The organism is Kribbella sp. NPDC000426 (genome assembly GCF_040300265.1).
GTDB lineage: Bacteria > Actinomycetota > Actinomycetes > Propionibacteriales > Kribbellaceae > Kribbella.
In genome coordinates this window covers 131,112-156,675 of the sequence record NZ_JBEPDK010000008.1, presented here as the reverse complement: position 1 = coordinate 156,675, position 25,564 = coordinate 131,112, and the positions used below count along the sequence as shown (strand labels likewise).

At 68.8% G+C, this 25,564-nt stretch carries 20 protein-coding genes; 4 read left to right on the top strand and 16 right to left on the bottom strand.

All coding sequences use genetic code 11. The annotated features are described in order from the left end of the window. The first annotated feature begins 30 nt into the window (after positions 1–30). Positions 31–1,782, top strand: a complete 1,752-nt coding sequence (locus ABT313_RS35270; protein ID WP_350862843.1) for an alpha/beta fold hydrolase — start codon at positions 31–33, stop codon at positions 1,780–1,782. Positions 1,783–2,130: 348 nt separating this feature from the next. Here ABT313_RS35270 and ABT313_RS35265 read toward each other — a convergent pair whose 3' ends face one another. The 11 genes from ABT313_RS35265 to ABT313_RS35215 form a co-directional block, all read right to left on the bottom strand. Next, positions 2,131–4,641, bottom strand: a complete 2,511-nt coding sequence (locus tag ABT313_RS35265) for an ATP-binding protein (RefSeq protein WP_350862841.1) — start codon at positions 4,639–4,641, stop codon at positions 2,131–2,133. A gap of 121 nt (positions 4,642–4,762) precedes the next feature. Continuing rightward, complete coding sequence (locus ABT313_RS35260) at positions 4,763–5,206, bottom strand: hypothetical protein (RefSeq protein ID WP_350862838.1); 444 nt, start codon at positions 5,204–5,206, stop codon at positions 4,763–4,765. Beyond that, positions 5,207–5,953 (bottom strand): 4-hydroxy-tetrahydrodipicolinate reductase, encoded by a 747-nt coding sequence (dapB, locus tag ABT313_RS35255; protein WP_350862836.1) that lies wholly within the window; start codon positions 5,951–5,953, stop codon positions 5,207–5,209. It lies immediately after the preceding gene. Positions 5,954–5,991: 38 nt separating this feature from the next. Next, positions 5,992–7,779, bottom strand: a complete 1,788-nt coding sequence (locus ABT313_RS35250; protein WP_350862833.1) for a hypothetical protein — start codon at positions 7,777–7,779, stop codon at positions 5,992–5,994. A gap of 66 nt (positions 7,780–7,845) precedes the next feature. Continuing rightward, the gene (locus ABT313_RS35245; protein ID WP_350862830.1) at positions 7,846–8,841 is read right to left on the bottom strand and encodes an ABC transporter ATP-binding protein; all 996 of its coding nucleotides are present in this window, start codon (positions 8,839–8,841) and stop codon (positions 7,846–7,848) included. Then, positions 8,841–9,836 carry an ABC transporter ATP-binding protein gene (locus tag ABT313_RS35240; protein WP_350862828.1) on the bottom strand — a complete coding sequence of 332 codons (996 nt, stop codon included), beginning with the start codon at positions 9,834–9,836 and terminating at the stop codon, positions 8,841–8,843. Before ABT313_RS35240 ends, ABT313_RS35245 begins: the two co-directional genes overlap by 1 nt. 8 nt (positions 9,837–9,844) lie before the next feature. Next, positions 9,845–10,750 carry an ABC transporter permease gene (locus ABT313_RS35235; RefSeq protein WP_350862825.1) on the bottom strand — a complete coding sequence of 302 codons (906 nt, stop codon included), beginning with the start codon at positions 10,748–10,750 and terminating at the stop codon, positions 9,845–9,847. Next, the gene (locus tag ABT313_RS35230; protein ID WP_350862822.1) at positions 10,743–11,669 is read right to left on the bottom strand and encodes an ABC transporter permease; all 927 of its coding nucleotides are present in this window, start codon (positions 11,667–11,669) and stop codon (positions 10,743–10,745) included. Before ABT313_RS35230 ends, ABT313_RS35235 begins: the two co-directional genes overlap by 8 nt. After that, on the bottom strand, positions 11,666–13,273 hold the full coding sequence (locus ABT313_RS35225; RefSeq protein ID WP_350862819.1) for a peptide ABC transporter substrate-binding protein: 1,608 nt from the start codon (positions 13,271–13,273) through the stop codon (positions 11,666–11,668). The genes ABT313_RS35230 and ABT313_RS35225 overlap by 4 nt, the downstream gene beginning before the upstream one ends. 292 nt (positions 13,274–13,565) lie before the next feature. Continuing rightward, positions 13,566–15,248: an ATP-binding cassette domain-containing protein gene (locus tag ABT313_RS35220; protein ID WP_350862816.1), complete on the bottom strand. Its 1,683-nt coding sequence runs from the start codon at positions 15,246–15,248 to the stop codon at positions 13,566–13,568. Between the two features lie 146 nt (positions 15,249–15,394). Further along, positions 15,395–16,012, bottom strand: coding sequence for a TetR/AcrR family transcriptional regulator (locus ABT313_RS35215; protein WP_350862814.1), 618 nt, complete (start codon positions 16,010–16,012; stop codon positions 15,395–15,397). Positions 16,013–16,089: 77 nt separating this feature from the next. Here ABT313_RS35215 and ABT313_RS35210 point away from each other — a divergent pair, with 77 nt between their 5' ends. After that, on the top strand, positions 16,090–16,722 hold the full coding sequence (locus ABT313_RS35210) for a hypothetical protein (protein WP_350862811.1): 633 nt from the start codon (positions 16,090–16,092) through the stop codon (positions 16,720–16,722). Then, the gene (locus tag ABT313_RS35205) at positions 16,719–17,900 is read left to right on the top strand and encodes a cytochrome P450 (RefSeq protein ID WP_350862808.1); all 1,182 of its coding nucleotides are present in this window, start codon (positions 16,719–16,721) and stop codon (positions 17,898–17,900) included. Before ABT313_RS35210 ends, ABT313_RS35205 begins: the two co-directional genes overlap by 4 nt. On the opposite strand, the gene ABT313_RS35200 is transcribed toward ABT313_RS35205, so the two are convergent. The 5 genes from ABT313_RS35200 to ABT313_RS35180 all read right to left on the bottom strand — a co-directional run bounded on the left by ABT313_RS35200 (position 17,839) and on the right by ABT313_RS35180 (position 24,407). Further along, on the bottom strand, positions 17,839–19,197 hold the full coding sequence (locus ABT313_RS35200; protein WP_350862805.1) for an FAD-binding oxidoreductase: 1,359 nt from the start codon (positions 19,195–19,197) through the stop codon (positions 17,839–17,841). The genes ABT313_RS35205 and ABT313_RS35200 overlap by 62 nt on opposite strands. Before the next feature lie 51 nt (positions 19,198–19,248). Further along, positions 19,249–20,562 (bottom strand): M16 family metallopeptidase, encoded by a 1,314-nt coding sequence (locus tag ABT313_RS35195; RefSeq protein ID WP_350862802.1) that lies wholly within the window; start codon positions 20,560–20,562, stop codon positions 19,249–19,251. Further along, a complete protein-coding gene (locus ABT313_RS35190) occupies positions 20,559–22,781 on the bottom strand; it encodes a polyribonucleotide nucleotidyltransferase (protein WP_350862799.1) in 2,223 nt (740 codons plus the stop codon). The genes ABT313_RS35195 and ABT313_RS35190 overlap by 4 nt, the downstream gene beginning before the upstream one ends. A 273-nt stretch (positions 22,782–23,054) precedes the next feature. Then, positions 23,055–23,327 (bottom strand): 30S ribosomal protein S15, encoded by a 273-nt coding sequence (gene rpsO / locus ABT313_RS35185; protein WP_130379758.1) that lies wholly within the window; start codon positions 23,325–23,327, stop codon positions 23,055–23,057. Between the two features lie 117 nt (positions 23,328–23,444). Continuing rightward, complete coding sequence (locus ABT313_RS35180; RefSeq protein ID WP_350862794.1) at positions 23,445–24,407, bottom strand: bifunctional riboflavin kinase/FAD synthetase; 963 nt, start codon at positions 24,405–24,407, stop codon at positions 23,445–23,447. Between the two features lie 131 nt (positions 24,408–24,538). Here ABT313_RS35180 and ABT313_RS35175 point away from each other — a divergent pair, with 131 nt between their 5' ends. Then, positions 24,539–25,549, top strand: coding sequence for an SGNH/GDSL hydrolase family protein (locus ABT313_RS35175; protein WP_350862792.1), 1,011 nt, complete (start codon positions 24,539–24,541; stop codon positions 25,547–25,549). Positions 25,550–25,564 lie beyond the last annotated feature (15 nt).

Genomic DNA, 25,564 nt, shown 5'->3' with positions numbered 1-25,564 from the left:
ATCACGTAACGCCATCCGCTGGAGTTCTGCATGAAGTACCTGACCCTGGCTGCCGGCCTGGGCATTTCCGCTGCTGTCGTTCTCGTCGTGCCGGGGTCCGGGGCCACCGCGTCGATGCAGGCGGCGCAGATGGAGACCGTTGTCGACAAGCCGCACCAGGTGGCGAACAAGTACCTCGAGCAGAAGCCCGACTGGATCCAGTGCGGTGAGGCCGAGTTCCGCACGTACTGCGCGAAGATCACCGTCCCGCGCGACTGGGCCAACCAGTACTCCGGGAACGACCTCCAGATCGCGGTCAGCAAGGTCGCACCGGCCAATTCGTCCCCCGCCCATCCCCCGAGCCGCGTCGTGTTCGGCAACCCGGGCGGACCGGGTGGCGCCGGCCTCGGCATGGCGCCGTACCTCGCGAGCCAGGCGCCGCTGGCCAAGGACCACCTCACGGTCGGCTTCGACCCGCGCGGCACGGGCGGAAGCACCAACGTCAGCTGTGACGGCAGCCCCGGCTACACGATGGACGCCCGCGACCGCGACCCCGCGAACCAGGCCCTGATCTCCGAGGCCTCGGCCATGGTCAAGCCGTACTGCGACCGTCAGTCCCGCGGGCTCCTCCCCTACATCACCACCGCGCAGACCGTGCAGGACATGGACCTGATCCGGCAGTTGCTCGGCTTCGACAAGATCGACTACGTCGGGTATTCCGGCGGCACCTGGCTCGGCGCGTACTACCAGACCTACTTCCCCGACCACGTCGGCCGCTTCGTGCTCGACTCGAACACGGACTTCACCGGGACCTGGTTCGACACGTTCGTCAGCCAGCCGCAGGCGTTCGAGCGCCGGTTCCGTGCGGACTTCGCGCCGTGGGCAGCGAAGTACGACGACCAATTGCACCTCGGTTCGTCACCCGGTGAAGTCATCCGGACCTACGAGCGGTTGCGGCGGGCGTTGAAGGAGCGGCCGGCGGTCGAGGAGTTCCTGGACGCGGCGGTCCAGGTGACGTACGACGAGAACGCGTTGGACATGATGGTGTCGAACGATATGTATACAAAGCTCGACTTCTATTCACTTGCGATCGATATCGCATTTATCCGGGACCTTTCCGCGGCCCAGGCAAAAGGCGGTCCGCAGGCCGCGCAGCGCCAGGTCGACGGGTTGTCACTCGCTCGCCAGCAGCAGCTCGTGCAGCGCGCGAACCGGGCGCCGGTCGGGCTCCGGACGTTCGGCCCGGTCGGCCCGGTTGGCACGGTCGACTCCGAGGGCGCGACGTTCAACGCGATCACCTGCAACGACACCCCGTGGCCGCAAGGCCCGGAGGCCGGCGCGCAGCTGGCGGCCCGCCTCGGTCCGCATTTCCCGCTGATCGGCTGGACGATGACCGAGAACCCGTGCTTCTACTGGAACCGCCCGAACCTCACCATGCCGACGCCCACCGGCAAAGGCTTGCCCACAACGCTGATGGTGCAGTCGGTGCACGACCCCGCCACCAACTACGGCCTCGCCGTCTCGGCCCACAGCCGGTACGCCGGTTCGCGACTGCTGACCGTCACCAACGAAGGCGACCACGGCGTGTACGGCGGCGTGAACCGGTGCGCGGACCGGATCGTCAACGCGTTCCTCACCACCGGGAAGGCGCCGGCCAAGGACGTCAGCTGCGCCGGCGAAGGCATCCCGGCGCCGGACAAACTGATGCCGGGCCTCGACGGGGCCGGTGACGGCTACCGCAAGGAAACTCCTTTACGGCGGATCGCCGGATTCACTAAAGCAGTTTCCGGATATCTGCACTGAATTGCCTACGCACGGACAGATTCCGGTCACCATCGGCGAATTCCGGCCGCTGCTTTCGTTGTCAGTACATATTTGTCAGGGCGATGTCAGGGTTGCGTCCCTGTCTGACACAGCGTGATCACGACAACCTTGAGTCAGCGCGGAGGAGCCGGTCGTCGACTGGGAGGGCTCGATGACTGTGACCATCGCGGACGTGGCTTCGGCCGGCTGTGAGGTGGGGGGACTGCCTGGGGGGTCAGACAGAAAGGCACAGCCGGCCGGGTCACGAACACGCGCCCGCGCCTCCAGATCCCTCGCGGGGTACCGTCGATCCCCCAGGTCGTGGTGCCTCGCGAGGCATGTCCAGCGTCAGGTCAGAGTCGGCGAGCCGGCTGCAGCGCCACCGGGTGGCGGGTAACCGTCGGCGACCGCGGCCAGCGGCACGGCCCGGCCGGCCGACCAGGCGGTCCGGAAGGCCCGCCGTTCCAGCGCCGCTTCGACGGCGGCTCGCGTCCCCTCGCAGTCGGCCTTCTCGATCACGGGTACGGGCGCGCGGATGACCTCGCGGACCCCGTCCGCGGCGCCGAGCAGGAACGCGGCGTACTCGCTCCGCTCCCGCTGCTGTGCGACCGCTGCCAGTTCCTCGAGCACACTGGCCGACCGCCACCGATCGCCCAGGTCGCGATGCTCGGCGAGGCTCTCGTCCAGCAGGTGTACGGCGCGCTCGGTGTAGCCGCGCCGCCGCTCGATGATGCCGAGCTGGTTCAGCGACCAGGCCACCCCCTCGCGGTACCCGAGCCGCTGCGACAGCGCGAGGCTCTCCTGCAGCAGGTCCTCCGCCTCGACCAGCTCACCGCGGTACTGCGCGATCGCGCCGAGACTGATCAACGACCAGGCGAGGCCTTCGCCGTCGCCGACGATCCGGAACGCGTCGCGGGCACGCTGGCAGCGGCGCGCGCCGATGTCCAGGTCGCCGCGCAGCCAGGCCACGAAGCCGAGGTGGTTGTGCGCCCACGCCATCCCGGCGCGGTCGCCGAGGCTCTCGTACAGGTCGTAGCTCTCGCAGTGCAGATCCTCCGCGGCACCGTAGTCACCGCGTTCGCGGGCAACGCCACCGAGGCGCTGCAGCACCAGCGCAGTGCCGGCTGCATCGTCCAGCTCCTTGTACTGACGCAGCGCGGTCTGCAGGCGGTCGGTCGCGACGTCGTACTCGCACTGGAGGAAGGCCAGCGTCCCGGCGCCGAGATTTGCTTTCGCGCATGCCGGCGAGAGCTCAGCCATCAGGTCGGCCGGCAACGAGTCTCCGAGCGCCAATGCCCGCTCCAACCAGCGACTGCCCTCGGCGTAGTGACCGTGCATCGAGCAGAACAGCCACAGGCCGGCAGACAAACGCAGTGCGGCCGCGGGCGAACTGGTCCGCAACGCCCACGCCATCGCGGCGCGCAGGTTGTCGAGCTCGTTCTCCAGCCGGTCGAGCCATTCCTCCTGTGCGGGACCTCGCAGCTGTCCCTCGGCGTCTTCGGCCAGCGTGATGTAGAACTGCGCGTGCCGCTCGGCCGCTTCGTCCGTCCGGCCGGCATCCACCAGCCGGTCGGCCGCGAACTCCCGGATCACTGCGAGCATGTAGTACCGCGTGACGCCGCGTCGCCGGGCTACCCGGATCAACGACTTGTCGACCAGCCGTCCGGTCAGGTCGAGCGCTTCGGCCCGCTCCAACGGCCCGGGATGTGCCTGCCCGGACATGACGGTCGCGGCCGCGTTCAGCGTCCACCCGCCGACGAAGACCGACAGCTGGGCGAACACGTCCCGCTCGGCCGGCGTGAGCAGGGCATGGCTCCACTCGATCGCGCCGTACATCGACTGCTGGCGTGGTGACGCGGTGCGCGAGCCCCCGGCCAGGATGCCGAACGACGTCTCGAGCTCGGAGGCCAGTTCCTCGATCGTCATCACGTTCGTCCGCGCGGCGGCCAGCTCGATCGCGAGCGGCATGCCTTCGAGGCGGCGTACGACGCGGGCGACCTGGTCGAGTTGCCCCGTCGTGTCGTACCCGCGTGCTGTGGCGCGCTCGACGAAGAGCCGGACTGCTTCCGATGTCTCCAGTTGGTCCTCGTCGTGCGGCAGCGAGAGCGCGGGTACGACGTACACGCTCTCGCCGGGGAGCCGGAGGAGCTCGCGGCTCGACGCCAGGATCGACAGGTTCGGGCAATACTCCAAGAGGGCGGCGCTGATCTGGCCGACCGTTGCCACCACGTGCGAGCAGTTGTCGAAGACCAGCAGCATGGCACTCCGGCCGATCTGCTCAGCGATCTCCTCGATCAGGCGCGTGCTCTCCAGCGGATGCAGGCCCACGGACGAAGCGACCGCCGGTACGACGCCGGCCGGGTCGGTCAGCGCAGCGAGCGGCACCCAGCAGATGCCGTCCTGGAAGCTGTCCGCGACCTCGTTCGCCACCGCGAGCGTCAGTCTGGTCTTGCCGACCCCGCCCGGCCCGGTCAACGTAAGCAAACGCGTGATTCGCTGCCCCAGCAGGCGACTCGTCGCGCTCAGCTCGGTCGCCCGCCCGATCAGTTCGTTCGTCGGCGCGGGCGGCTGCCGCATCGGCGTCCGGGTGGTGTCCGCCTCTTTGCGGGCGGCCGCGGTGAGCCGGGAGCGGTCGGGATCACCGAGCCGCAGCGCGTCCGCGAGCAGGCGCAACGTGTGCGCCCGCGGCGCTCGCCGCCGGCCCCGCTCCAACGCCGCGATCGCGTCGACGCTCAGTCCGGCTCGTTCGGCCAGTGCCTCCTGCGACAGCCCGGCTTCCCGCCGGTGCCGACGCAACAGGCCGCCGAATCCGGCCCCCTGCACGTCGTCCGAGCCGCGACGAGACCCTTCTGATGGCACAGGACGGCCCCACCCAGTCTCCGACCTTTACGTGGCGGCTGCCACGTACCTTCCTGAAAATATCGCGTTCCGCACCCGGTTGTCAGTCATTCGGGCAGTTCACAGCCAACTCACACGTAACTCACGGCGTCCTGGCGTGCTGTGAGATCGCGGCCCGCATGGTCGCGCGGGCCCGCTTGCGGTCCCCCGCCGCGTCGTACGCCGTCGACAACCGGAACCACACGCGCCAGTCGTCGGGGGCCGCTTCCGCCTCGGCCTTGTACTTCCCGAAGGCCTCGTCCGCGGCCGCTCGATCGATCCGCCCGGACGGCCGCCGGGGCAGATCGTCGACCGGCAGACCACCCGACGCCTCCAGTTCACGGGCCAGTACTTCGGTCTGCCGCCCGAACTGCAGCTCCCGCCAGACCAGGTAGGCACCGAGGAACGGGATGACGAGGACGGCGATCCCCAGCACGATCGCGACCGGATCACCGGTCCCGATCAGCAGCACCCCGCGCCAGCCGAGCAGGACGGCGTACGCGACGAAAACGATCGCGAGCAGGATCGCCGTCCGCTTTGCCGTCATCTAGGCGAGGTCCATGAAGTGTTCGAGGCCGACGGTCAGGCCGGGGGTGCTGCCGATCCGGCGCACGCCGAGGAGGACACCGGCCATGAACGACGTGCGGGCCATCGAGTCGTGGCGGATCGTCAGCGTCTCCCCCTCGTCGCCGAGCAGGACCTCCTGGTGCGCGATCAGACCCCGGAGCCGGACGCCGTGCACGCGGATCCCGTCGACGTCCGCGCCGCGGGCGCCGTCGAGGGCGGTCGTGGTTGCGTCCGGGATCGGCTTGGACCCGGCCTCGCGACGCGCGTCGGCGATGAGCTCTGCCGTCCGCCGGGCCGTGCCGGACGGGGCGTCGACCTTGTCGGGGTGGTGCAGCTCGACGATCTCGACCGACTCGTAGTACGGCGCTGCCTTCGCGGCGAACTGCATCATCAGCACGGCGCCGATCGAGAAGTTCGGCGCGATCAGTACGCCGGTGGACGGGCTGCCGGCGAGCTGCGAGCGCAGCGTGGCCAGCCGCTCCTCGTCGAACCCGGTGGTGCCGACGACCGCGTTGATGCCGTGCTCGATGCACCAGGCGAGGTTGCCCATCACGACCTCGGGCCGGGTGAAGTCGACGACCACCTCGGCACCGGCCTTGGTCAGCTCGTCGAGCTCGTCGCCCTGGTCGAGACGGGCGACCAGCTCACAGTCGGCGGCCTCCTCGACCGCGAGGCACGTCTGAGCGCCCATCTTGCCTTTGGCTCCCAGCACACCGACCTTGATCATGCGCACCCTTCCTGTCCGGATCTACCCGGAACAGGATCTCATCCGCGGCTCCGGGGGCCCCGCTCGGCCTTGGGCACCCAGACCTGCAGCCCCATCGTCTGCGCAGGCGGTGCCAGCTGCCGGTAGTCGGCGTGGAAGTCCAGCCCGCAGGACTGCAGCGCGGTGATCTCCGAATCCGAGATCTGCCGGTTCAGGATGATCAGCGGCGCTCGCTCCGGACGGCCCTTCCGGCAGACCTCCTCGATGCCCGCCGCGGTCCGGGCGCGCTCGGCCGGCGCGATCCAGGCCTCGCCGAGCGGCCGCCCGCCGAGGATCAGCACCAGGCCGGCCATCTTGTCGAACGCCAGCATCGGCCGCCCGCCCGGCTCGGTGTACGGGCGGAGCTCGTCGGCCAGCTTGCTGTAGTTCTCCGCGGCGTCCGGCGTCAGGTACAGCCCCTTCAGCGCAGGCAGCTTCGACGCCGCGGTCAGCTGTGAGTGCCCGGCCGAACGGTACGGATACCGGAACAATCCGGTGTAGGCGATCGAGGCGGTCGCGACCAGCGATCCGACCAGCACGAGTCCGAGCGTCACCCGTGCCGCGATCGGCGTGGCCCAGATCCCGGTCAGCACCGCGATCATCACCGCGGCCCAGGCGGCGAACGCGTTGAACCCGATCGTGTAGAGCGCGGTGTTCGTCCCGAACGCCTGCACCAGCGGCAGCAGCACCAGCACGGCCAGGATCACCCACGTACGCGTGTTCTCCCGGCTCAGCCGCGAGCATTCCGTGACCCCGAACCGGTGCGCGACCACGGCACCCGCGGCGGCAACGACGGCGACGAGTACGGCGGCCAGCAGCGTCACGGCGTACGTCGCGGTGTGCTGCGATCCGCCGACCGCGGCGTCGTCGACGACAACTCGTCGTACGGACACGATCAGGGCGAGCAGCACCAGGACCGCGGCGGTGATCCGGAGCCAGCGCCAGCGGGCGATGACCGTCAGCGCGGTCGCGAGCAGCAGGAGACCGTGGTCGACGAGGGTCTGACCGAGCAGTTTGATGCCACTCGACCAGTAGAACTGCAGCAGCTCGGTCGGCGAGTACGACGTACCCGCGATGAACTTGTTCACGGTCAGGATGCCCGGCACCGCCACATTCAGCCGGACCACGAACAGCTGGACGACGAGCGCCACCACGGCCATCCCGCCCAGGGCGAAAAGGATGCCTCGGGCAACGGCTCGCCAGCCCTGGCCGGCCAGCACCACCACGGCGGCGATGACGATCAGCCCGATCACCACGACCGAGGTCCACTTCGCCAGCACCATCAGGCCGATCACCAGGCCCGCCACGACCGGCACCCAGAACGGCACCGGATCACCGCGGTCGACCGCCGTCGCCATCCACAGCACGCAGGACATCAAGGTCAGCGCGCCGAGCAGGACGACATCGTTGTACCCGGGCGACAGCGGCAGCCAGGCGTAACACATCCCGCCCGCGGCCAGGATGATCGCCATCCCGGCCAGCTCCCACAGCTTCGTCGCCGGCATCCCCGGCCGCCGCCCGCGCAACCAGCGCATGAAGCTGTAGCCGAAGATCAGATGGACGACGACCACCGTGAACAGCCGGAACAGCCGGAGCCTGCCGATGTCGTACCCGAACCACTCGAAGATCGGCCCGTACAGGTACTGCACGCCGGTCAGCGCGAGCGGATTGCTGTCCCACCACCGATAGGACAGCAGGTAGTAGCCCTCGTCGGTGATGTCGAAGCCCTCGTTGGCGGCCCGGCCCGCGGTCAGGATCCACCACGCCGCCAGCCCGGCGGCGACCACGATCACCCCTACGAGCAGCACTGTTCGCCTGCTCGCCGAGGAAACACCCACGGCCGCCACCCTAGGCCATCACTCCACGGCTATTGCTCACGCCGGGGCGTAGGCGATCTGCGCATCCTCGGCGAAGTGGCACGAAACCGTCTGCCCGGACCCGATCTGCCGCAGCTCGGGTACGTCGGTGCTGCACCTCGCCTCGGCCCGCAGGCAGCGGGTGTGGAACCGGCATCCGGACGGCGGCATCACCGGCGACGGCGGGTCACCGGCCAGTACGATCCGCTCCCGGCCCTTCCGGGCCAGCCCGGGCTCCGCGGACAGCAGCGCCTGCGTGTACGGGTGCGCGGGGGCGTCGTACACCTGCTGGTGCTCGCCGAGCTCGGCGACCTTGCCGAGGTACATCACCGCGACCCGGTCGGAGACGTGCCGGACCACGGACAGGTCGTGGGCGACGAAGATGATGCTGAGACCAAGCTCACGCTGGAGCCGCATCAACAGGTTCACCACCTGCGCCTGGACCGACAGGTCGAGTGCCGACACCGGCTCGTCGCAGAGCAGTACGTCGGGGTTGAGCGCGATCGCCCGTGCGATCCCGATCCGCTGCCGCTGGCCGCCGGAGAACTGGTGCGGGAACTTCGTCTCGTCCTCCGGCCGCAGCCCGACCAGCTCGAGCAGCTCCCGGACCTTGGCCTGGACGTCGATGCCCTTGCCGACGTCGGGGTGCACCAGGAACGGCTCGCCGACGATCTCGCCGACGCGCATCCGCGGGTTCAAGCTCGAGTACGGGTCCTGGAAGACCACCTGGACGTTGCGCCGCCAGCGCCGCAGCTCGCTGCCCTTCAGCTTGCTGACGTCCACGCCGTTGTACTCGATCTGGCCCGCGGTCGGCTTCTCCAGGGCGGCGAGCAGCCGGACCAGCGTGGACTTCCCGCAACCGGACTCGCCGACGATGCCGAGCGACTCGCCCTTGCGCAGTGTCAGGTCGACGCCGTCGACCGCGCGGACGAGGGTCTTGGCGCCGAAGTTCAGCGCCGGGCTGATGTCGTAGTGCTTCACGACATTCGTTGCCACCAGCAACTCGCTGGCCATCAGACCGCCTCCTTCTCGGCGAGCGTCGTACGGCGGATGCAGGCGGCGTCGCGCCCCGGTCCGACGGTGAGCAACGGCGGTACCTCGGTCGCGCAGTCGTCGATCGCGATCGGGCACCGGGTCCGGAACGCGCAGCCGGACGGGATCGCCCGCAGCGACGGCGGCGTACCCGGGATCGTCGGCAGCTCCTGGCCCTTGAGGTCGGCCGAGGGCATCGAGCCCAGAAGCCCTTCGGTATAAGGGTGAACGGGGTACTCGAGCGCCTCGGCCGTTGCGGCGCGCTCGACGACGTGCCCGGCGTACATCACCACCACGTTGTCGGCGACATCGGAGACCACGCCAAGGTCGTGAGTGATCAGTACGACGCCCATCTGCCGCTCGGCCTGCAGCTCCGCGATCAGCTCGAGGATCTGCGCCTGCACGGTCACGTCGAGCGCCGTGGTCGGCTCGTCGGCGATCAGTACGTCGGGGTCCAGCGCAAGCGCCATCGCCAGCATCACGCGCTGCCGCATGCCGCCGGAGAACTCGTGCGGGTAGTCGTTGACCCGCTTGGCCGCGGCCGGGATCCGCACCTGGTCGAGCATCTCCGCGGCCTTCTTGAGCGCGTCCCGCTTCGACAGCCCGCGGTGCACGCGGTAGCACTCCGCGATCTGGGTGCCGACCGATTGGACCGGGTTCAGCGCCGACAACGAGTCCTGGAACACCATCGTGATCCGGTCCCCGACGATCTTGCGCCGTTCCTTGGTCGTCATCTGGATCAGGTCGGCGCCGCGGTACTCCGCCGTACCGCTCAGGATCCGGCCCGGCGGCATCTCGAGGATCCCGGTCAGCGCCTGGGTCGACACGCTCTTGCCGGACCCCGACTCCCCCAGGATCGCCAGCGTCTCACCCGCCCGCACCTGCCAGGACACGCCGTCGACCGCCCGGACCGGCCCGCGTGGAGTGTCGAACTCGACCGTAAGGTCTTCGACCTTGAGGAGAACTTCGCCAGTCATATGTGCAGTCATCGCAGCAGCTTCGGGTCGAGGGCGTCCCGGATCGAGTCGCCGATGATCATGAACGAGATCGTCATCGTGGAGATGAACAACGCCGGCCAGATGAACAGGTGCGGCGTATCGCGGTACGACGCGGCCACGCCGAACTGCGAACCCCACGAGATCGACGGCGGTTGCAGACCGACGCCGAGGAAGGTCAGCGCGGCCTCCAGACCGACCATGCCGCCGATGCCGAGCGTGGTCATCGCCAGCAGCGGCGCCATCGCGTTCGGGAACACGTGTTTGCGCAGGATCCGGACCGGTGGCACGCCGATCGACCGAGCCGCCAGCACGTACTCGCGGTTGCGGACCGAGAACACCGTCGCCCGCATCAGCCGCATACCGCCCGGCCAGCCGATCAGGAAGATGACGCCGACGATGATCCAGATGCTCCTGTTCTGCACGGAGTTCAGGATCACGATCAGCACCACGATGCCGGGGATCGAGAACAGTACGTCGGCCGTCCGCGAGATCAGGCCGTCGACGAAACCGGGGAAGTACCCGGCCAGCAGACCGAGCGAGCCGGCCAGGATGAACACGCCGAAGCTCGCGCAGATGCTCACCAGCACCGACGGGCGGGCGCCGTAGATGACGTTGGCGAAGTAGTCGCAGCCCTGGATGTCGAAGCCGAACGGATGTCCCGGGCCGCGGCCCTGCCGGCTCTTGGCGAGCTCGCAGAACCGCGGATCGGCGGAGGTGAACAGCTTCGGCACCGCGGCCATCGTGAAGAACGCCAGCAGCAGCAAGCTGCACAGTACGAACTGCGGCTTGCGCAGCAGCGCCCGCAGGAGTTCGCGGTTGGACAAGGTGCGGCCGTCGCCGAGCTCCTGCGCCTCGGCGCCGACGGCCGCGGTGATCTGTTGGACGTCAGACATTGCGCACCCTCGGATCCAGGACGCCGTACAGCACGTCGACCAGCAGGTTGATCACGATGAACGAGATGAAGGCGAGCGTCGACAGCAGCACCACGACCCCGCCTTCCTTCAGCTTGATCGCCTGGAACATGAACTGGCCGAGCCCGGGCAGGTTGAAGATGGATTCGGTGATGATCGCGCCGCCGAACATGCCGGCCAGGTCGAGCCCGATGAACGTGACCACCGGGAGCAGCGCGTTCGGCAGGATGTGCCGCCACAGCACCCGCTGCTCCCCCAGTCCCTTGGCCCGCGCGGTCTTCACGAAGTCCGCGTTGACCGTTTCCACGATCGACGTCCGCAGCAGCCGGGCCAGCCCGGCGAAGCCGAGGACGCCGATCACCAACGCGGGCAGCAGGTACGACCTCGGGAACCCTTCCAGCACACCCGACACCGGGAACCACTTCAGCTCGACCCCGAACAGGTACTGCGCGGCGAAGTAGGCCACCAGCCCGGGGACCGCGAGCAGCACCAAGGTCGTCAGCAGCAGCGACCGGTCGGCCCAGCCGTTGCGCTTGAACCCGGCGTAGATCCCGAAGAACAGCCCGAGCGTCCACTGGAACGCGTTCGCGAGCAGCGTCAGCTTGAGCGTCACCGGGATCCGCAACCGGAGCTGATCGGCGATGTCGGCTCCGGCGAACGTCGAACCGAAGTGGCCGGTGAGGATGTCCTTCATGCTCAGCAGGTACTGGACGATGAAGGGGTCGTCGAGGTGGAACTGGGCCCGTTTGGCCGCCAGCACGGCCGCCGGGATCGGCTTGTCGCCGGCCAGTTCCCGCAGGGGGTCTCCGGGCATCGCGAAGACGAGCGCGTAGACCCCCAGCGTGACGACCAGTCCGATCGGGATCGCCGCGAGCACGCGGCGAGCGACGAAACGGATCACTTGAACGTGGCCCAGAGTGCCGAGACGCCGACGTACTTGGACACCCGGGGCTCGATCTTGGCCGAGTGCAGGTACGCGTTCGACTTGGTGTACAGCGGGATCAGCGGCATGTCCTCGAGCGCGATGTCCTCGGCCTGCTGGTACAGCTTGATCGCCTTGTCCTGGTCCGGCTCGGCGTCGCCCTTGGCCAGCAGGGCGTCGAGCGCCGGGTTGCTGTAGCCGGCGAAGTTCGCGTCACCGTTGGACTTGAACATCGGCGTCAGGTAGTCCTCGATCGACGGGTAGTCGTGACCCCAGCCGCCGAACCGCAGACCGTCGAGCTTGCGGCTGTCGGCCAGCTCGGTGATCTCCGAACCCTGCTTGCCGGTGTACTTCACCTGCAGGCCGAGGTTCTGCCGCAGCATGTTGCCGATCGCCTCGGCGAAGATCTGCCCGGTCGCGGACGTCGTGCTGTAGCTGATGTTGACCACACCGGAGAAGCCGCCGGCCGCGGCCAGGTCCGCCTTCGCCTTGGTGGCGTCGAAGTCGCAGTACTTGCAGGCGTTGTCGCGGTAGCCGTTGATGTCCGGCGCGATCAGGCCCTTGGCCGGGTCGGACAGCCCGACGAGGTCCGCGAACGCCTTACGGTCGATCGCCTCCGAGAACGCGTGCCGCAGCTTCGGGTTCTTGTACCGCGCGTCCCAGGCCGGGAACACCAGGTAGTTCGCGCCGGAGCTGACGCTGGTCACCCACTGGTCGGGGGCGTCGGTCTTGAAGCTCTTCACCTTGGTCGACGGCACGTCGGTGAAGTCGACGTTGCCGGCCAGGAACTCGTTGTACGCCGTGTCCGCGTTCGGGATGAACCGGTACGTGATCGAGTCGGCCTCGGGCGCGGCCGAAGCCTTGTAGCCGTCCCACTTGGCCAGCTTGATGTCGTCACCGGCGTTCCAGTCGGCGGCGAGCTTGTACGGGCCGTTGCCGATCGGCTTGCGCTTGTAGGCGTCCGGGTTCTTCCGGACCTCCTCCGGCAGCGGGGCCAGGCCGAGGTACTGCAGGGTCAGACCGAACTGCGAGAACGGCACCTTGAGCTTCACGGTGAAGGTCAGGTCGTCGACCTGCTTGAGGCCGCTCAGCGTCTTCACCGCGGTCGGCTTCGGCGTCGCACCGTCCGCCGTCGGCGGGTTCAGCGCGTCGTACCCGTCGACCTTGGAGAAGAAGCCGTTGTTCTTCCAGGCGTTCGAGCCCTCGGCGGTCATGTTCCAGCTGTCGACGTAGTCCTTCGCGGTGACCGGCTGGCCGTTCTGGAAGGTGTTGCCGGGCTTCAGCTTGATCGTCCAGGTCTGGCTGGTCTTGTCCGGCGTGACCGAGTCGGCCATCACGTTCTGCAGCTTGCCCGTGTTCGGGTCGGTGGTCACCAGCGGGGCGAACATCGCCATCGCGATCTGGATCCCGGGGCTGCCGTTCTCGTTCAGCGGGTTGATGTAGTCCAGCGGGTCGGCCGCGATCGCGATCACCTCGCTCTTGCTGCCGGAGCTGCCACCGCTGCTGCTCTTGCCGTCTCCACATGAGGCGAGTACCAGCGTTAAGCCGAGCACCGCCCCCACTACCCCAGTCAGACGTCGCACGGTCAAACCAACTTCCTCGGCGGGAGGGCCGCTAGGCGGGCGGAACAAGCGTCATGGTGGCTGGTCGAAACTGCGCATGTCAACGTTGTCAGGCACAAAGCGGCGGCGCGTAACGTAGGCGTTACTTTGCCAAGACCTCAGATGACCAGCCGTTCCTTGCGGAGCGAGCCCTCACTTAATCAGATCAGTCCGTCGGAGTCATCAGATGACAGGAGAGATCACAGCAATTTGGCCATGTGCTCACAAATGCGCAGTCCAGCACTGCGCCGAGTATTCGAACGCCTGCACGCAGTCATTCCTGCTGAGCCGCGAACAGCTTCGCGAAGCGTCCGGTTTGCCGCGCCGCCAGTTCGGGGTAGGTTCCCTGCTGCACCACCGTGCCGCCGTCGATGACGTAGATGCGATCCATCTCACGCAGCGTCCAGGCCCGGTGCGAGACCACGATCGTGATCCGTTCTTCCTTCGTACGGCGAAGTTCCGCGAAGATCTCGCGCTCTGCCTCCGCGTCGATCGCCGACGTCGGTTCGTCCAGGATCCAGACACCCGCAGCACGCAGCCGGATCCGGGACAGCGCGAGTCGTTGCCATTGACCACCGGAGATCCCGGTCCCACCCCACTGCTGACCCAGCTGGGTGTTGAGCGGCAGCCCGGCGGCGAACGTGTCCGCGAGGGCGGTCCGCACTGCTTCGTCGTTGACCGGATCGGGCGAACCGAGGGCAACCGCATCGCGGAGGCTGAACTCGAAGCGGCCGAATTCCTGCACCAGCAGGCCGAAGTACGCGAGCCGCTCCGCCTCGGTCAGGTTTGCCGCGTCCTTGCCGTCGATCAGCACCTGTCCGCAGTCCGGGGTCAGACTGCCGACGAGCAGGTTGATGGCGGTCGACTTCCCCGCGCCGTTGACGCCGACCAGCGCGACGAGTTCGCCACGGCGCGCCTCGATGCTGACGTCGCGCAGTACGGGCACGTCGCCGTACCTGAAGCTGACGTGCTCGAGGGCGACAGACTCGACCTGCGCTACGACGGCCTGGCGTTCGGCGGGCGGCACGCTGTGGACGAAACGCCTGTAGATCAAGGCTTGTGGGGCCGCGGTGACGATGCTGCCGAACGCGTACCCGCACTGGCGGATCGCGTTGAGACCAGTGATCGTGCCGGCAACCGCCGCGGCAGCCGCTCCCCCGTTCGCGCCACCGCCGACCAAGGCGACCAGCGCTCCGCCGAACAGCATCACAGTGACCACCGCTGCGGCCAGCTCGAAGTTCATCGCGGTCCTGATCATCCGATCGAGCACGTACGTCGCTTGCGTCCGGCTACCGGCGATCAGATCGGCGACCTTCCACCCGGATCCGAGCACGGCGAGCTCCGTGCCCGAGCGCTGCTGGATCAGCTGTTCGGTCGCATACGCCGCCGCGCGCTCGTGCTCGCCGACGCGCGGCCACCCCTTCGCCTCCATCCGCGAGATCAGCGTGAACGCGAGCACGGTCGGCGCCAGCGCAGCGAGCACGAGAAGCCCGGACAGCAGGTTGATCGACGCGATCGTGATGCACAGCAGCACCGATGTGACACCAGCGCTCAGCACCTGCACCGGTTTCCCCGCGATGTCGCTCATCGGATGCGTCGCCGCTTGGCCGGCCTCGAGATCCCTGACCACGTCGGGCTCAGCCAGCCGACTCGGACTCAGCCGCGCCGCGGCCCGCGCCAGCTCGACGCGGTAGTCGAGCCGCAGGTGCAGCATCATCCGCTGACCGGCGATGTTCGACACCTGGGTCAGCGGATACATCGCACCGACCACGAAGGTCAGCCCGAGCAGCGGCCCCCAGGTCCCGCCGCCGTCGACCAGCGCCCGGATCAGCACAACCTGGGCACCCGGCAGAACAGCCAGCACCAGTTGCAATCCGCAGTACGTGGCCAGCCAGCCGGGAGCCACCCGGACGGCATCGACCAACGAATCGCGGGCAGTACGGAACGCGTCCAGCACGAGGATCCTCTTTCACGCAGACAGGCCGGGGCCGCGCCGGGTGTCCGGCGCCGCTCACCGCAGCCGTCAAATGCGTGTCATCCCCGAATCGGGCCCCGCCCGCTCGATGGGATCCAGTGGCAGATCACGTGGTGATGCGGCCGACCCTATCGGGGCGGAAGCAGCTGTGTCACGAGCGCGTCCGCGGTCCACTGCTCCCAGCCGGCCGGTGACCAGCCCCGGCGGGTCGTGAAGAACTGGTACATCTCCGGGCTCTGCAGAGCGAGCGCGACATCGGTCGCCATCGCGACGTCGAGGCCGTCGCGCAGCGGCGTCTTGCCGGCCAGGGCAGCGATGAACCGCTCCATCACCACGGCCCGCTGGGCGTTGTTGGTCATCCACAGCTCATGGATCTCGGGATCCCCCGGCGCGGCATGCGCGACGACCTGGAGAACCGGCGCGACCCGCTCGTAGATCTCGCGGGCGATGCCCGCCAGCTCCTGCAACTGCGCGACCGGATCAGGGTTGTCGATGGCGGCCAGCACGCGGGGCCGCTCCAGCGTCGGCACCGGCTCGTCGTCACCGGCGATCGCGACGTCGAGCAGCTCGCTGAGCAGCGCACGCTTGGTGCGGAAGGTGAAGTACAGCGTCTGCACCGCCATCCCGGCTTCGTCGGCGATCGCCTGCATCGAGGTCGCGGAGTACCCCCGGCTGGTGAACAGGGTCTGCGCGGCCGTCCGCATCCGCTGCCGGTTGGCCTGCGCCTTCTCCGCTCTCACGCTCATGCCGACAGGTTACCAGTTGACTAGAGCGAGCCACTAGTGATTCGCTAGAGCAACACTCTAGTGAAATCGGAGCACTGATGACCGAGACCCTTTCCGCGCCGACCGGCCTGCGCCGGCAACTCCGCACCACCGCACGACTGACCGCGTTCATCGGCGGGCCGGTGTTCTGGCTCGGGACGCTGCTGCACCCGGCCCGGGACGGTTGGAGCATCGCGAACGTCGGCGAGCGGTACGGGCTGACCCACGACGTCCAGGCGGCCGGCCTGGCGCTGCAGATCGTCTGCCTGGCCAGCATGATTGCGCTGGGCAACCAAGTCGCCCGCCGCCGCGACCTCGGCGCCTGGTACGCCGCGCTGGTCGGCACGCTGCTCTGGTTCGCGCTGATCATCTTCGACGGCTCGCACAACCCGGTGCGGGCGGAGTACGCGCCGAGCATGGTGCACGAGCCTGTAGATCTCGACACCCCGGCGGCGCTGATCGTGTTCCCGGCGTTGCTCGTCTTCCCGCTGGCCTATCTCTGGCTCGGCTGGACCCTGCGGCACCGGCTCCGGCTTACCGGCGTGCTGCTGGGCGTCGGCGCGCTGGCCTACACGCTCGGCGGGCTGTTCATCTTCACGTCGGGTCCGAGGTTCGGCCTGATCCAGATCTTCGAGGTTGCCGGCGCGACCGTGTACGCCGTCGGCTACATCCTCCTCGGGCGGCGAGCATGAACCTCATCGAGTCCCTGCTGTCACCGGCAGGCCGGGCCGACCCGTTCCCCTTGTACGCCGAGGCGCACCGCCTCGGTCCGGTGCTGCCGATCGCCGACACCGTCTTCGTGATCGTCGGCTATACGGCGGTCAACGAAGTACTGCGGAATCCCGGCTTCGGGATCCGGACCGATCCGTCGAGCCGGCCGGCGCTGGAGATGATGCAGCGATCGATCCTTCGGACGAACCCGCCGGATCACGGGCGGATGCGGTCGCTGATCTCGCAGGTCTTCACGCCTCGCCGCGTCGCGGCCCTGCAACCGGCGATCGAGGCCGCGGTGGACGATCTGCTCGACAGTCTCCCGACGACGGTGGACTTCATGGACCGGTTCGCTTTCCAGCTGCCGGTCACGGTCATCTGCGAGCTGCTCGGCGTACCGGCCTCCGAGCGGGACCGCTTCCGGCCGCTCGCGTCCGACCTGACGGCGGCGCTGGAGCTCACCGAGGCGTCGGACGAGGCCGCGGACGCGGCGGCGCGGGAGCTGGGCGAGTACTTCGTCGGCCTCATCCGCGATCCAGCGCCCGACAGCCTGGTCAGCGCGCTCGTCGCCGCACGTGATGCGGACGACGGACGGCTGTCCGACGAGGAGCTCCTCGCGAACCTGATCCTGCTGCTCGTGGCCGGCTTCGAGACGACGACAGACCTACTCGGGAACGGCCTCGCGATCCTGCTCGACCAGCCGGAGCTCGGCTCAGACCCCGCGGCCTTCGTCGAGGAGGTACTGCGGTACGACTCCCCCGTTCAGGTAACGACCCGCGTTGCCCGCACGGACGGGCTGTCGGCGGCGGACGTCTCGATACCCGCAGGCAGCGATCTCATCCTGCTGCTCGGTGCCGCGAACCGCGATCCGGCACGTTTCCCGCAGCCTGATCGCTTCGATCCGGCGCGTGCCGACAACAAGCCGCTGAGTTTCGGCGCCGGCGCGCACATCTGCCTGGGCAACAGCCTGGCCCGCCTCGAGGCGACGACAGCCTTCGCCCGCCTGCTCGACCGCTTCCCGACGATCTCGCCGGCCGGCCCGGCCACCCGCCGCGATCGCCTCGTACTGCGTGGCTACCAGACGCTGCCGATCCGGCTCAGTTCGGCGGGATGTTCTGATTCAGATGGAAGAGGTTTCCAGGGTCGTACTTCTGCTTGAGCGCCTGCAGCCGGTCGTACGTCGTCGCGCCGTACGCCGAGCGGATCCGATCGGTGCCCTCGTCGGTGAGGAAGTTGACGTAGACACCTGCCTGGTGCGGCTCCAGCGCCCGCGACGACTCCCGGACCCATGCGCGCTGCGCGTCGAAGCCGTCCGGACCGAGGGTCGCACCAACGAAGTTGAACGCGTGCCCGTGCGAGCGACCGCCGTACGCCGTGCTGTCCGGGTCGACGCGCGCGATCGCGCCGCCGAGATGGAAGATCGGGAACAGCGAGTACGGCGAGTCGATCGCCTGCCCGCGCTCGACTGCGATGTCGATCACCTCGTCGGTCAGCTCGTCGACGTCGCACGCGCGGGTGTAGTACCAGCGCCCGCGCGGGAAGCTCGGGTCGAGCATCGACTGGAGGCTCAAGAACGGACGGGCGGTGCACAGATCCAGCATCGGCGGCGCGAACGCCTTCAGCGGGGCAACCACTCGCTCCCCGTCCTCGACGGATCCGGCGTAGCTCACGACCACGACGACGGCCGGCCGGGCGTGGAGCTCGGACGGGATCGTCGGCAGAGAGGGCAGACACCGGTGCACGACCGCGGTGGTCAGCTCGTCCGGCACCTCGGCGATCCAGTCGCGGTAGAAGCGCAGTACCTCCGGAGACTGGTCCATCGGCCAGGCGACGATCCCGGCGTACACCGTCGGGCCGACCGGGTGGAGCTGGAACTCGAACTCGGTGACGATGCCGAAGTTCCCGCCACCGCCCCGGATGCCCCAGAACAGCTCGGCGTTGATGTCCGCGCTCGCTGTCAGCAGCTCGCCGTCTGCCGTGACAACGTCGACCGAGAGCAGGTTGTCGATCGTCAGCCCGTACTTCCGCATCAGCCAGCCGATCCCGCCGCCGAGCGTCAGCCCCGGCAGACCCGTATGCGTGACGATCCCGGCCGGCGTGGCCAGCCCGAACTCCTGCGTCTCCCGATCGAGCTCCCCCAGCAGGACGCCGGCCTGCGCGCGAGCCGTACGCCGTACCGGATCGACGCGGATCCCCTTCAGCAGGCTCAGATCAACCACGATCCCGCCGTCACACGTGGAGTGGCCCGGGAAGCTGTGCCCACCGCCCCGGACCGCGACCGGCCCGCCGGTACGACGGGCGTAGGCGAGCGCACTCCGAATATCGGCGACCCCGGTACACCGTGCGATCACCCCGGGCCGACGATCGATCGACCCGTTCCACACCTTGCGGTACTCGTCGTACGACGGATCGCCCGGATGGATCAGCTCACCCCGGAAGTCCTCGACCGTGCCCATGACCTGCCCCCAAGCCTCCCCCAGGCCATCTGTCAGTCTGCCACCAGGACCTCAGACGGTGAAGGCGGTGGTGTCTTCGTCGAACGGGCCCATCACGGTCAGGGCGGGGGTGCCGGCGTACAGCTCGGCGGCCAGCGCGGTGACGTCGTCGAGGGTGACCGAGTCGATGCGGTGCAGGATCTCGTCGACCGTGGGCAGTTCGCCGTAGACCAGCTCCGCCTTGGCGATGCGGGTCATCTTGGCGCCGGTGTCCTCGAGGCCCATCACCACCGAGCCGCGCATCTGCCCCTTGCCGCGGAGCAGCTCGTCCGGCGTGATGTTGCCGCGGGCAATCGACTCGAGCTCGCCGCGGATCACGTCGAGCACCTCGGGGGCCTTCTTCGGCAGGCACCCGGCGTACACGCCGACCATGCCGGAGTCGGCGTACGCCGAGCCGAACGTGAACACCGAGTAGGCCAGGCCGCGCTTCTCCCGCACTTCCTGGAACAGCCGCGACGACATCCCGCCGCCGACGATCCCGTGCAGCACGCCGGCGATGTAGCGGCGCTCGTCGCTCCGGACCAGGCCGGGCATACCGAGCACCAGATGAGCCTGCTCGACGTCGCGATGGTGCACCTGCACACCGCCGTACGTCGGGACGCGCTTGGCGGGACCGCGCCGGATCGCGACCGGCTCAGCCTCGGCAGTGACCCAATGACGCTCGAACGCCTTGCGTACCAGGCGGACGACCTCGGTGTGGTCGACGTTGCCGGCGACCGAGACCACGATGTTCGACGGCTTGTAGCGCCGCCGGTACCAGCCGACGACCTGCTGACGGGACAGGCCGGCCACCGATTCCGGCGTACCGGTGATCGAACGGCCCAGCGGGGACTTGCCCCACAGCTGCTCGGCGAACAGGTCGTGGATGTGGTCCGACGTCTCGTCGGCGTGCATCGCGATCTCTTCGTCGATGACGTCGCGCTCGCTCTCCACGTCCGCGCCGGTCAGCGTGGCGGAGGTGATCATGTCGCAGATGACGTCGACCGCGAGCGGCAGGTCGGAGTCGAGCACCCGCGAGTAGTAGCAGGTGTACTCCTTGCCGGTGAACGCGTTCATCTCACCGCCGACCGCGTCGATCGCGGCCGAGATCTCCAGCGCGTCACGGCGCTCGGTGCCCTTGAACAGCAGGTGCTCGAGGAAGTGTGTGGCGCCGGCCAGCTGAACTGGTTCGTCCCGGGAGCCGACGCCGACCCAGAGTCCGAACGTCACCGATCGGAAGCCTGGGACGGACTGGGACAGCACACGAAGCCCGGAGGGCAGGACGGTCCGTTTGACCGGACCGCCCGCCTCCGGGCTCAGCAGTGTGCTGGTGATCGCACGAGTCACTCGGCCGCGGACTCGGCCTTCTTCTCGTCGTCCTTCTTCTCGTCGCCCTCGATCACCGGGATCAGCGAGAGCTTGCCGCGGTCGTCGATCTCGGCGATCTCGACCTGCAGCTTCTGGCCGACCGAGAGCACGTCCTCGACGGCCTCGACCCGCTTGCCGCCGGCCAGCGGACGCAGCTTGCTGATGTGCAGCAGGCCGTCCTTGCCCGGCAGCAGGCTGATGAACGCACCGAAGTTGGTCGTCTTCACGACCGTGCCCAGGTAGCGCTCGCCCTTCTCCGGCATCGTCGGGTTCGCGATCGCGTTGATCGCGGCCCGGGCGGCCTCGGCCGACGGACCGTCGGTCGCGCCGATGTACACGGTGCCGTCGTCCTCGATCGAGATGTCGGCGCCGGTGTCCTCGGTGATCTGGTTGATCATCTTGCCCTTCGGGCCGATGACCTCGCCGATCTTGTCGACCGGGACCTTCACCGAGATGACCCGCGGGGCGAACTCGCTCATCTCACCCGGCGCGTCGATGGCCTTGGCCATCACGTCCAGGATCGTCAGGCGGGCGTCCTTGGCCTGGGTCAGCGCACCGGCCAGCACGCTGGCCGGGATGCCGTCCAGCTTGGTGTCCAGCTGCAGCGCGGTGACGAAGTCCTTCGTACCGGCGACCTTGAAGTCCATGTCGCCGAACGCGTCCTCCGCGCCCAGGATGTCGGTCAGCGCGACGTACTGCGTCTCGCCGTCGATCTCGCCCGAGATCAGGCCCATCGCGATACCGGCGACCGGCGCCTTCAGCGGCACACCGGCCGACAGCAGCGACAGCGTCGAGGCGCAGACCGAACCCATCGAGGTCGAGCCGTTCGAGCCGATCGCCTCGGACACCTGACGCAGCGCGTACGGGAAGTCCTCGCGCGACGGCAGCACCGGCACCAGGGCCCGCTCGGCCAGCGCGCCGTGACCGATCTCGCGGCGCTTCGGCGAACCCACCCGGCCGGTCTCACCGGTCGAGTACGGCGGGAAGTTGTAGTTGTGCATGTAGCGCTTGCGGGTCTCCGGGGAGAGCGTGTCCAGCTGCTGCTCCATCCGGAGCATGTTCAGCGTGGTGACACCCAGGATCTGGGTCTCGCCGCGCTCGAACAGCGCCGAGCCGTGCACGCGCGGGAGCACCCGCACCTGCGCCTTGAGCGGCCGGATGTCGGCCAGCCCGCGGCCGTCGATGCGGATCTTGTCCTTGAGCACCCGCTGCCGGACCAGCTTCTTGGTCAGCGAGCGGAAGGCTGCGGACAGCTCCTTCTCGCGGCCCTCGAAGTCGGCGGCCAGCTTGTCCACGGTCGCGGCCTTGACCGCGTCGGTGGCGTCGTCACGCTCGTGCTTGCCGGCGATCGTCAGCGCCTGGGCGAGCTCCTCGCTCGCCGAGGCCTCGACCGCGGCGAACGCGTCGTCGGCGTAGTCCGGGAAGACCGGGAACTCGCCGGTCGGCTTCGCGGCCCGGGCGGCGAGGTCGGCCTGCGCCTCGACCAGGGTCTTGATGAACGCCTTGGAGGCCTCGAGGCCCTGGGCCACGATCTCCTCGGTCGGCGCCTGGACGCCCGCGGCGACCTTGTCGAAGGTGCCCGGGGTCGACTCGGCCTCGACCATCATGATCGCAACGTCGCCGGTCTCGGTGACCCGGCCCGCGACCACCATGTCGAAGACCGCGTCCTCGAGCTCGGTGTGGGTCGGGAACGCCACCCACTGGCCCTCGATCAGCGCGACGCGGACGCCGCCGATCGGGCCGGAGAACGGCAGGCCGGCCAGCTGGGTCGACATCGAGGCCGCGTTGATCGCGAGCACGTCGTACAGCTTGTCCGGGTTCAGCGCCAGGACCGTGATGACGACCTGGATCTCGTTCCGCAGGCCGGACACGAACGACGGCCGCAGCGGGCGGTCGATCAGCCGGCAGGTCAGGATCGCCTCTTCGGACGGGCGGCCCTCGCGGCGGAAGAACGAGCCGGGGATCCGGCCCGCGGCGTACATCCGCTCCTCGACGTCCACCGTCAGCGGGAAGAAGTCGAACTGGTCCTTGGGCTTCTTGCTGGCCGTGGTGGCCGACAGCACCATCGTGTCGCCGTCGAGGTAGGCAGCCGCGGAGCCCGCGGCCTGCTGGGCCAGCCGGCCCGTCTCGAAGCGGATGGTGCGGGTGCCGAAGCTGCCGTTGTCGATGACGGCCTCAGCGAATTCGGCGCCCTCCATGGGCGCACTTGTGGATCCCGACACGGGATACCCCTCTCTCACAGTGTGACGACTGCGAGGCGCGAGCTGCCGGGGTGCCGGTCTTCGATCGAGGCCCGCGGAAGCTACCTTCCGAAAGCCACTACCGAGGACCGGTCGTCCTCCCGCCACGCGCTTCGCGTCGCCTCGTACGTCTTGCTCCGGTATTCAGTTGTAGGCCCGCGTCCCCGTCATATCAGGGCGCGGATACGCCAGGAGCGGCCACCCAGGTTTCGGGGGCCGCTCCTCGCGAGGTCATCGGCGAAGGCCGAGCCGCTCGATCAAGGACCGGTAGCGGTTGATGTCCTTCTTCGCCAGGTAGTTCAGCAGCCGGCGGCGCTGGCCGACGAGCAGCAGCAGGCCACGACGGCTGTGGTGGTCGTGCTTGTGCTCCTTCAGGTGCTCGGTGAGGTGTGCGATGCGGTGCGTCAGCAGCGCGACCTGGACCTCGGGGGACCCGGTGTCACCCTCGGTCAGGGCGTACTCACCCATGATCTTCTTCTTCGTTGCGGCATCAACAGATGACACAGGTTTCCTCTCGATTTCCCGTTGCGCGGCGCACCGGGGCATTCTTCACCCGAGCACTCTCTGTCCGCGGCCGTTCAGACGGCAGCAGCCAGCGTATCAGTCCGTGGACGCGTCACCCTAATCCCTGGCCAGCAGGGTGCGGGCGCCGTCGACGTCGGCCTTCATCTGGACCAGCAGGTCGTCGATCGTGTCGAAGCGGATCTGCGTGCCGCGCAGCCGGGCCACGAAGTCGATCGCGACGTTCGCGCCGTACAGCTCGAGGTCGTCGCGGTCCAGCACGTACGACTCGACGCGGCGGTCGACGCCGTCGAAGGTCGGGTTGCTGCCGACGCTGATCGCCGCGGGCAGCGGGTCCGGGTACGCCGGAGCGCCGGGCGCCGGTGTCAGTACCGTCAGCCACCCGGCGTACACGCCGTCCTGCGGCACCGCGGAACCCGGGTCGGCCGGGATGTTGGCGGTCGGGTAGCCGAGCTCACGGCCGCGCTTGTCGCCCTCGATGACCACACCGGTGACCCGGAACGGCCGGCCCAGCGCCTCCGCGGCCGCCTCGACGTCACCGTCGGCGAGCTGCTGACGCACGTACGTCGACGACCACGGCTGCTGCTCCCCCGCCAGACTCAGTCCCTCGACCTGGAAGCCGTACTGCGCGCCCGCCTGGACGAGCGTGTCGACGTGTCCGGCCGCCTTGTGGCCGAAGCGGAAGTTCTCACCGACCACGACCGCTTTCGCGTGCAGCGCGGTGACCAGCACCCGGTCGATGAACTCCTCCGGCGGCCAGCCCGACACCTCCTTGGTGAACGGGAGGATCAGCACCGCGTCGGCGCCGTGCCGGCCGAGCAGCTCGGCGCGCTGCTCGGGCTCGCTGAGCATCAGCGGCGCGTGGTCGGGCCGCAGTACCCGCATCGGGTGCGGGTCGAAGGTGAGCGCGACGACCGGCAGGCCGCCCAGCTCGGCGGCCCGCGCCTTGGCGTGCGCGAGCACCTCCTGGTGACCGCGGTGCACACCGTCGAAGTTGCCGATCGTGACGACCGTCGGCCCGAAATCCGGGCTCACCTGGTCCAATCCGTGCCAGACACGCATGGCAGCAGGATTCCATGGTCGCCCCGGTTCCGTCCCACCGGCCCGCAGATCACCCCTTGTAATCGTGCGGTAACTCAACTTAAGGTGGGCGGCGCACACCGGTGGGCACTGGTGAGTCCTGGGGAGGTCTCGTGAAGCTACGTCGTCTGCTTGCTGCCTGCACGGCGTTCGTGCTGCTCGGCAGCATTCCGGTTGCCATTCCGGTTGCCGCCTCGGCCGCGCCGCGCTTCACGCACTACGTCGCGCTCGGCGACTCGTACACCTCGGCGCCGTTCGTGCCGCTGCCGGACCTGCTGTCGCTCGGCTGCGTCCGGTCGTACAACAACTATCCGAAGCTGCTCGCGGCCGCGCTGCACGTGCCGCTGACCGATGTGAGCTGCGGCGGCGCCGACACGACCAACATGCTGCAGCCGCAGAGCACCGTGCTCGGCACGGCCGCACCGCAGTTCGACGCCCTGACCCCGGACACGGACCTTGTGACGGTCGGCATCGGCGGGAACGACTTCGGCGTGTTCGGCAGCATCATCGACACCTGCCCCGGGCTGCGAGCCTCGGACCCCACCGGCGCGCCGTGCAAGGCGCACTTCACGGTCGACGGCGTGGACACGCTGCGGGCCAAGATCGCCCAGACCCAGACCCGGATCGCGGTCGTTGTCCAGGGCATCAAAGCGCGCTCCCCGAAGGCGAAGATCCTGCTGATCGGCTACCCGAAGATCGCGCCCGAGCATGGCACCTGCCCGTCGGTGCTGCCGTTCGCGGACGGCGACTACACCTACCTGTACTCGATCGAGCAGGCATTGAACGCGGCCGTCTCCAACGCTGCCGCGGCGGGCGGAGCGACGTACGTCGACACCTTCGGGCCGTCGACCGGACACGACGCCTGCGCGCCGGACGGGCAGGCGTGGATCCAGGGCAAGGACATCAACCTGCTCCGGGCCTTCAACTACCACCCGCGCTACGAGGGCGAAGCCGGTATGGCCGCCCTCACCTACAAGACGCTGACCGGTGCGCCCGCCACGGTGACCGCGACCGAGCAGGCCACGTGGGCCGCCAAGGCGCGCACCCTGGCGAAGGAAGCAGCAGCGTCTCCCCAGGCCCTCGAGGCCTCCCTGAACCGCGTACGGACCAGCGCGCAACGCTGACCCTTTCCAATCCGT

What these genes read in the sequence shown, in the direction of transcription:
- ABT313_RS35190 (WP_350862799.1), bottom strand. Translation starts at nt 22,781, where the DNA reads ATGGAGGGCGCCGAATTCGCTGAGGCCGTCATCGACAACGGCAGCTTC.
- ABT313_RS35180 (WP_350862794.1), bottom strand. Translation starts at nt 24,407, where the DNA reads ATGCGTGTCTGGCACGGATTGGACCAGGTGAGCCCGGATTTCGGGCCG.
- ABT313_RS35270 (WP_350862843.1), top strand. Translation starts at nt 31, where the DNA reads ATGAAGTACCTGACCCTGGCTGCCGGCCTGGGCATTTCCGCTGCTGTC.
- ABT313_RS35200 (WP_350862805.1), bottom strand. Translation starts at nt 19,197, where the DNA reads ATGGGCACGGTCGAGGACTTCCGGGGTGAGCTGATCCATCCGGGCGAT.
- ABT313_RS35235 (WP_350862825.1), bottom strand. Translation starts at nt 10,750, where the DNA reads ATGTCTGACGTCCAACAGATCACCGCGGCCGTCGGCGCCGAGGCGCAG.
- ABT313_RS35260 (WP_350862838.1), bottom strand. Translation starts at nt 5,206, where the DNA reads ATGACGGCAAAGCGGACGGCGATCCTGCTCGCGATCGTTTTCGTCGCG.
- ABT313_RS35210 (WP_350862811.1), top strand. Translation starts at nt 16,090, where the DNA reads ATGACCGAGACCCTTTCCGCGCCGACCGGCCTGCGCCGGCAACTCCGC.
- ABT313_RS35245 (WP_350862830.1), bottom strand. Translation starts at nt 8,841, where the DNA reads ATGGCCAGCGAGTTGCTGGTGGCAACGAATGTCGTGAAGCACTACGAC.
- ABT313_RS35215 (WP_350862814.1), bottom strand. Translation starts at nt 16,012, where the DNA reads ATGAGCGTGAGAGCGGAGAAGGCGCAGGCCAACCGGCAGCGGATGCGG.
- dapB (WP_350862836.1), bottom strand. Translation starts at nt 5,953, where the DNA reads ATGATCAAGGTCGGTGTGCTGGGAGCCAAAGGCAAGATGGGCGCTCAG.
- ABT313_RS35240 (WP_350862828.1), bottom strand. Translation starts at nt 9,836, where the DNA reads ATGACTGGCGAAGTTCTCCTCAAGGTCGAAGACCTTACGGTCGAGTTC.
- ABT313_RS35205 (WP_350862808.1), top strand. Translation starts at nt 16,719, where the DNA reads ATGAACCTCATCGAGTCCCTGCTGTCACCGGCAGGCCGGGCCGACCCG.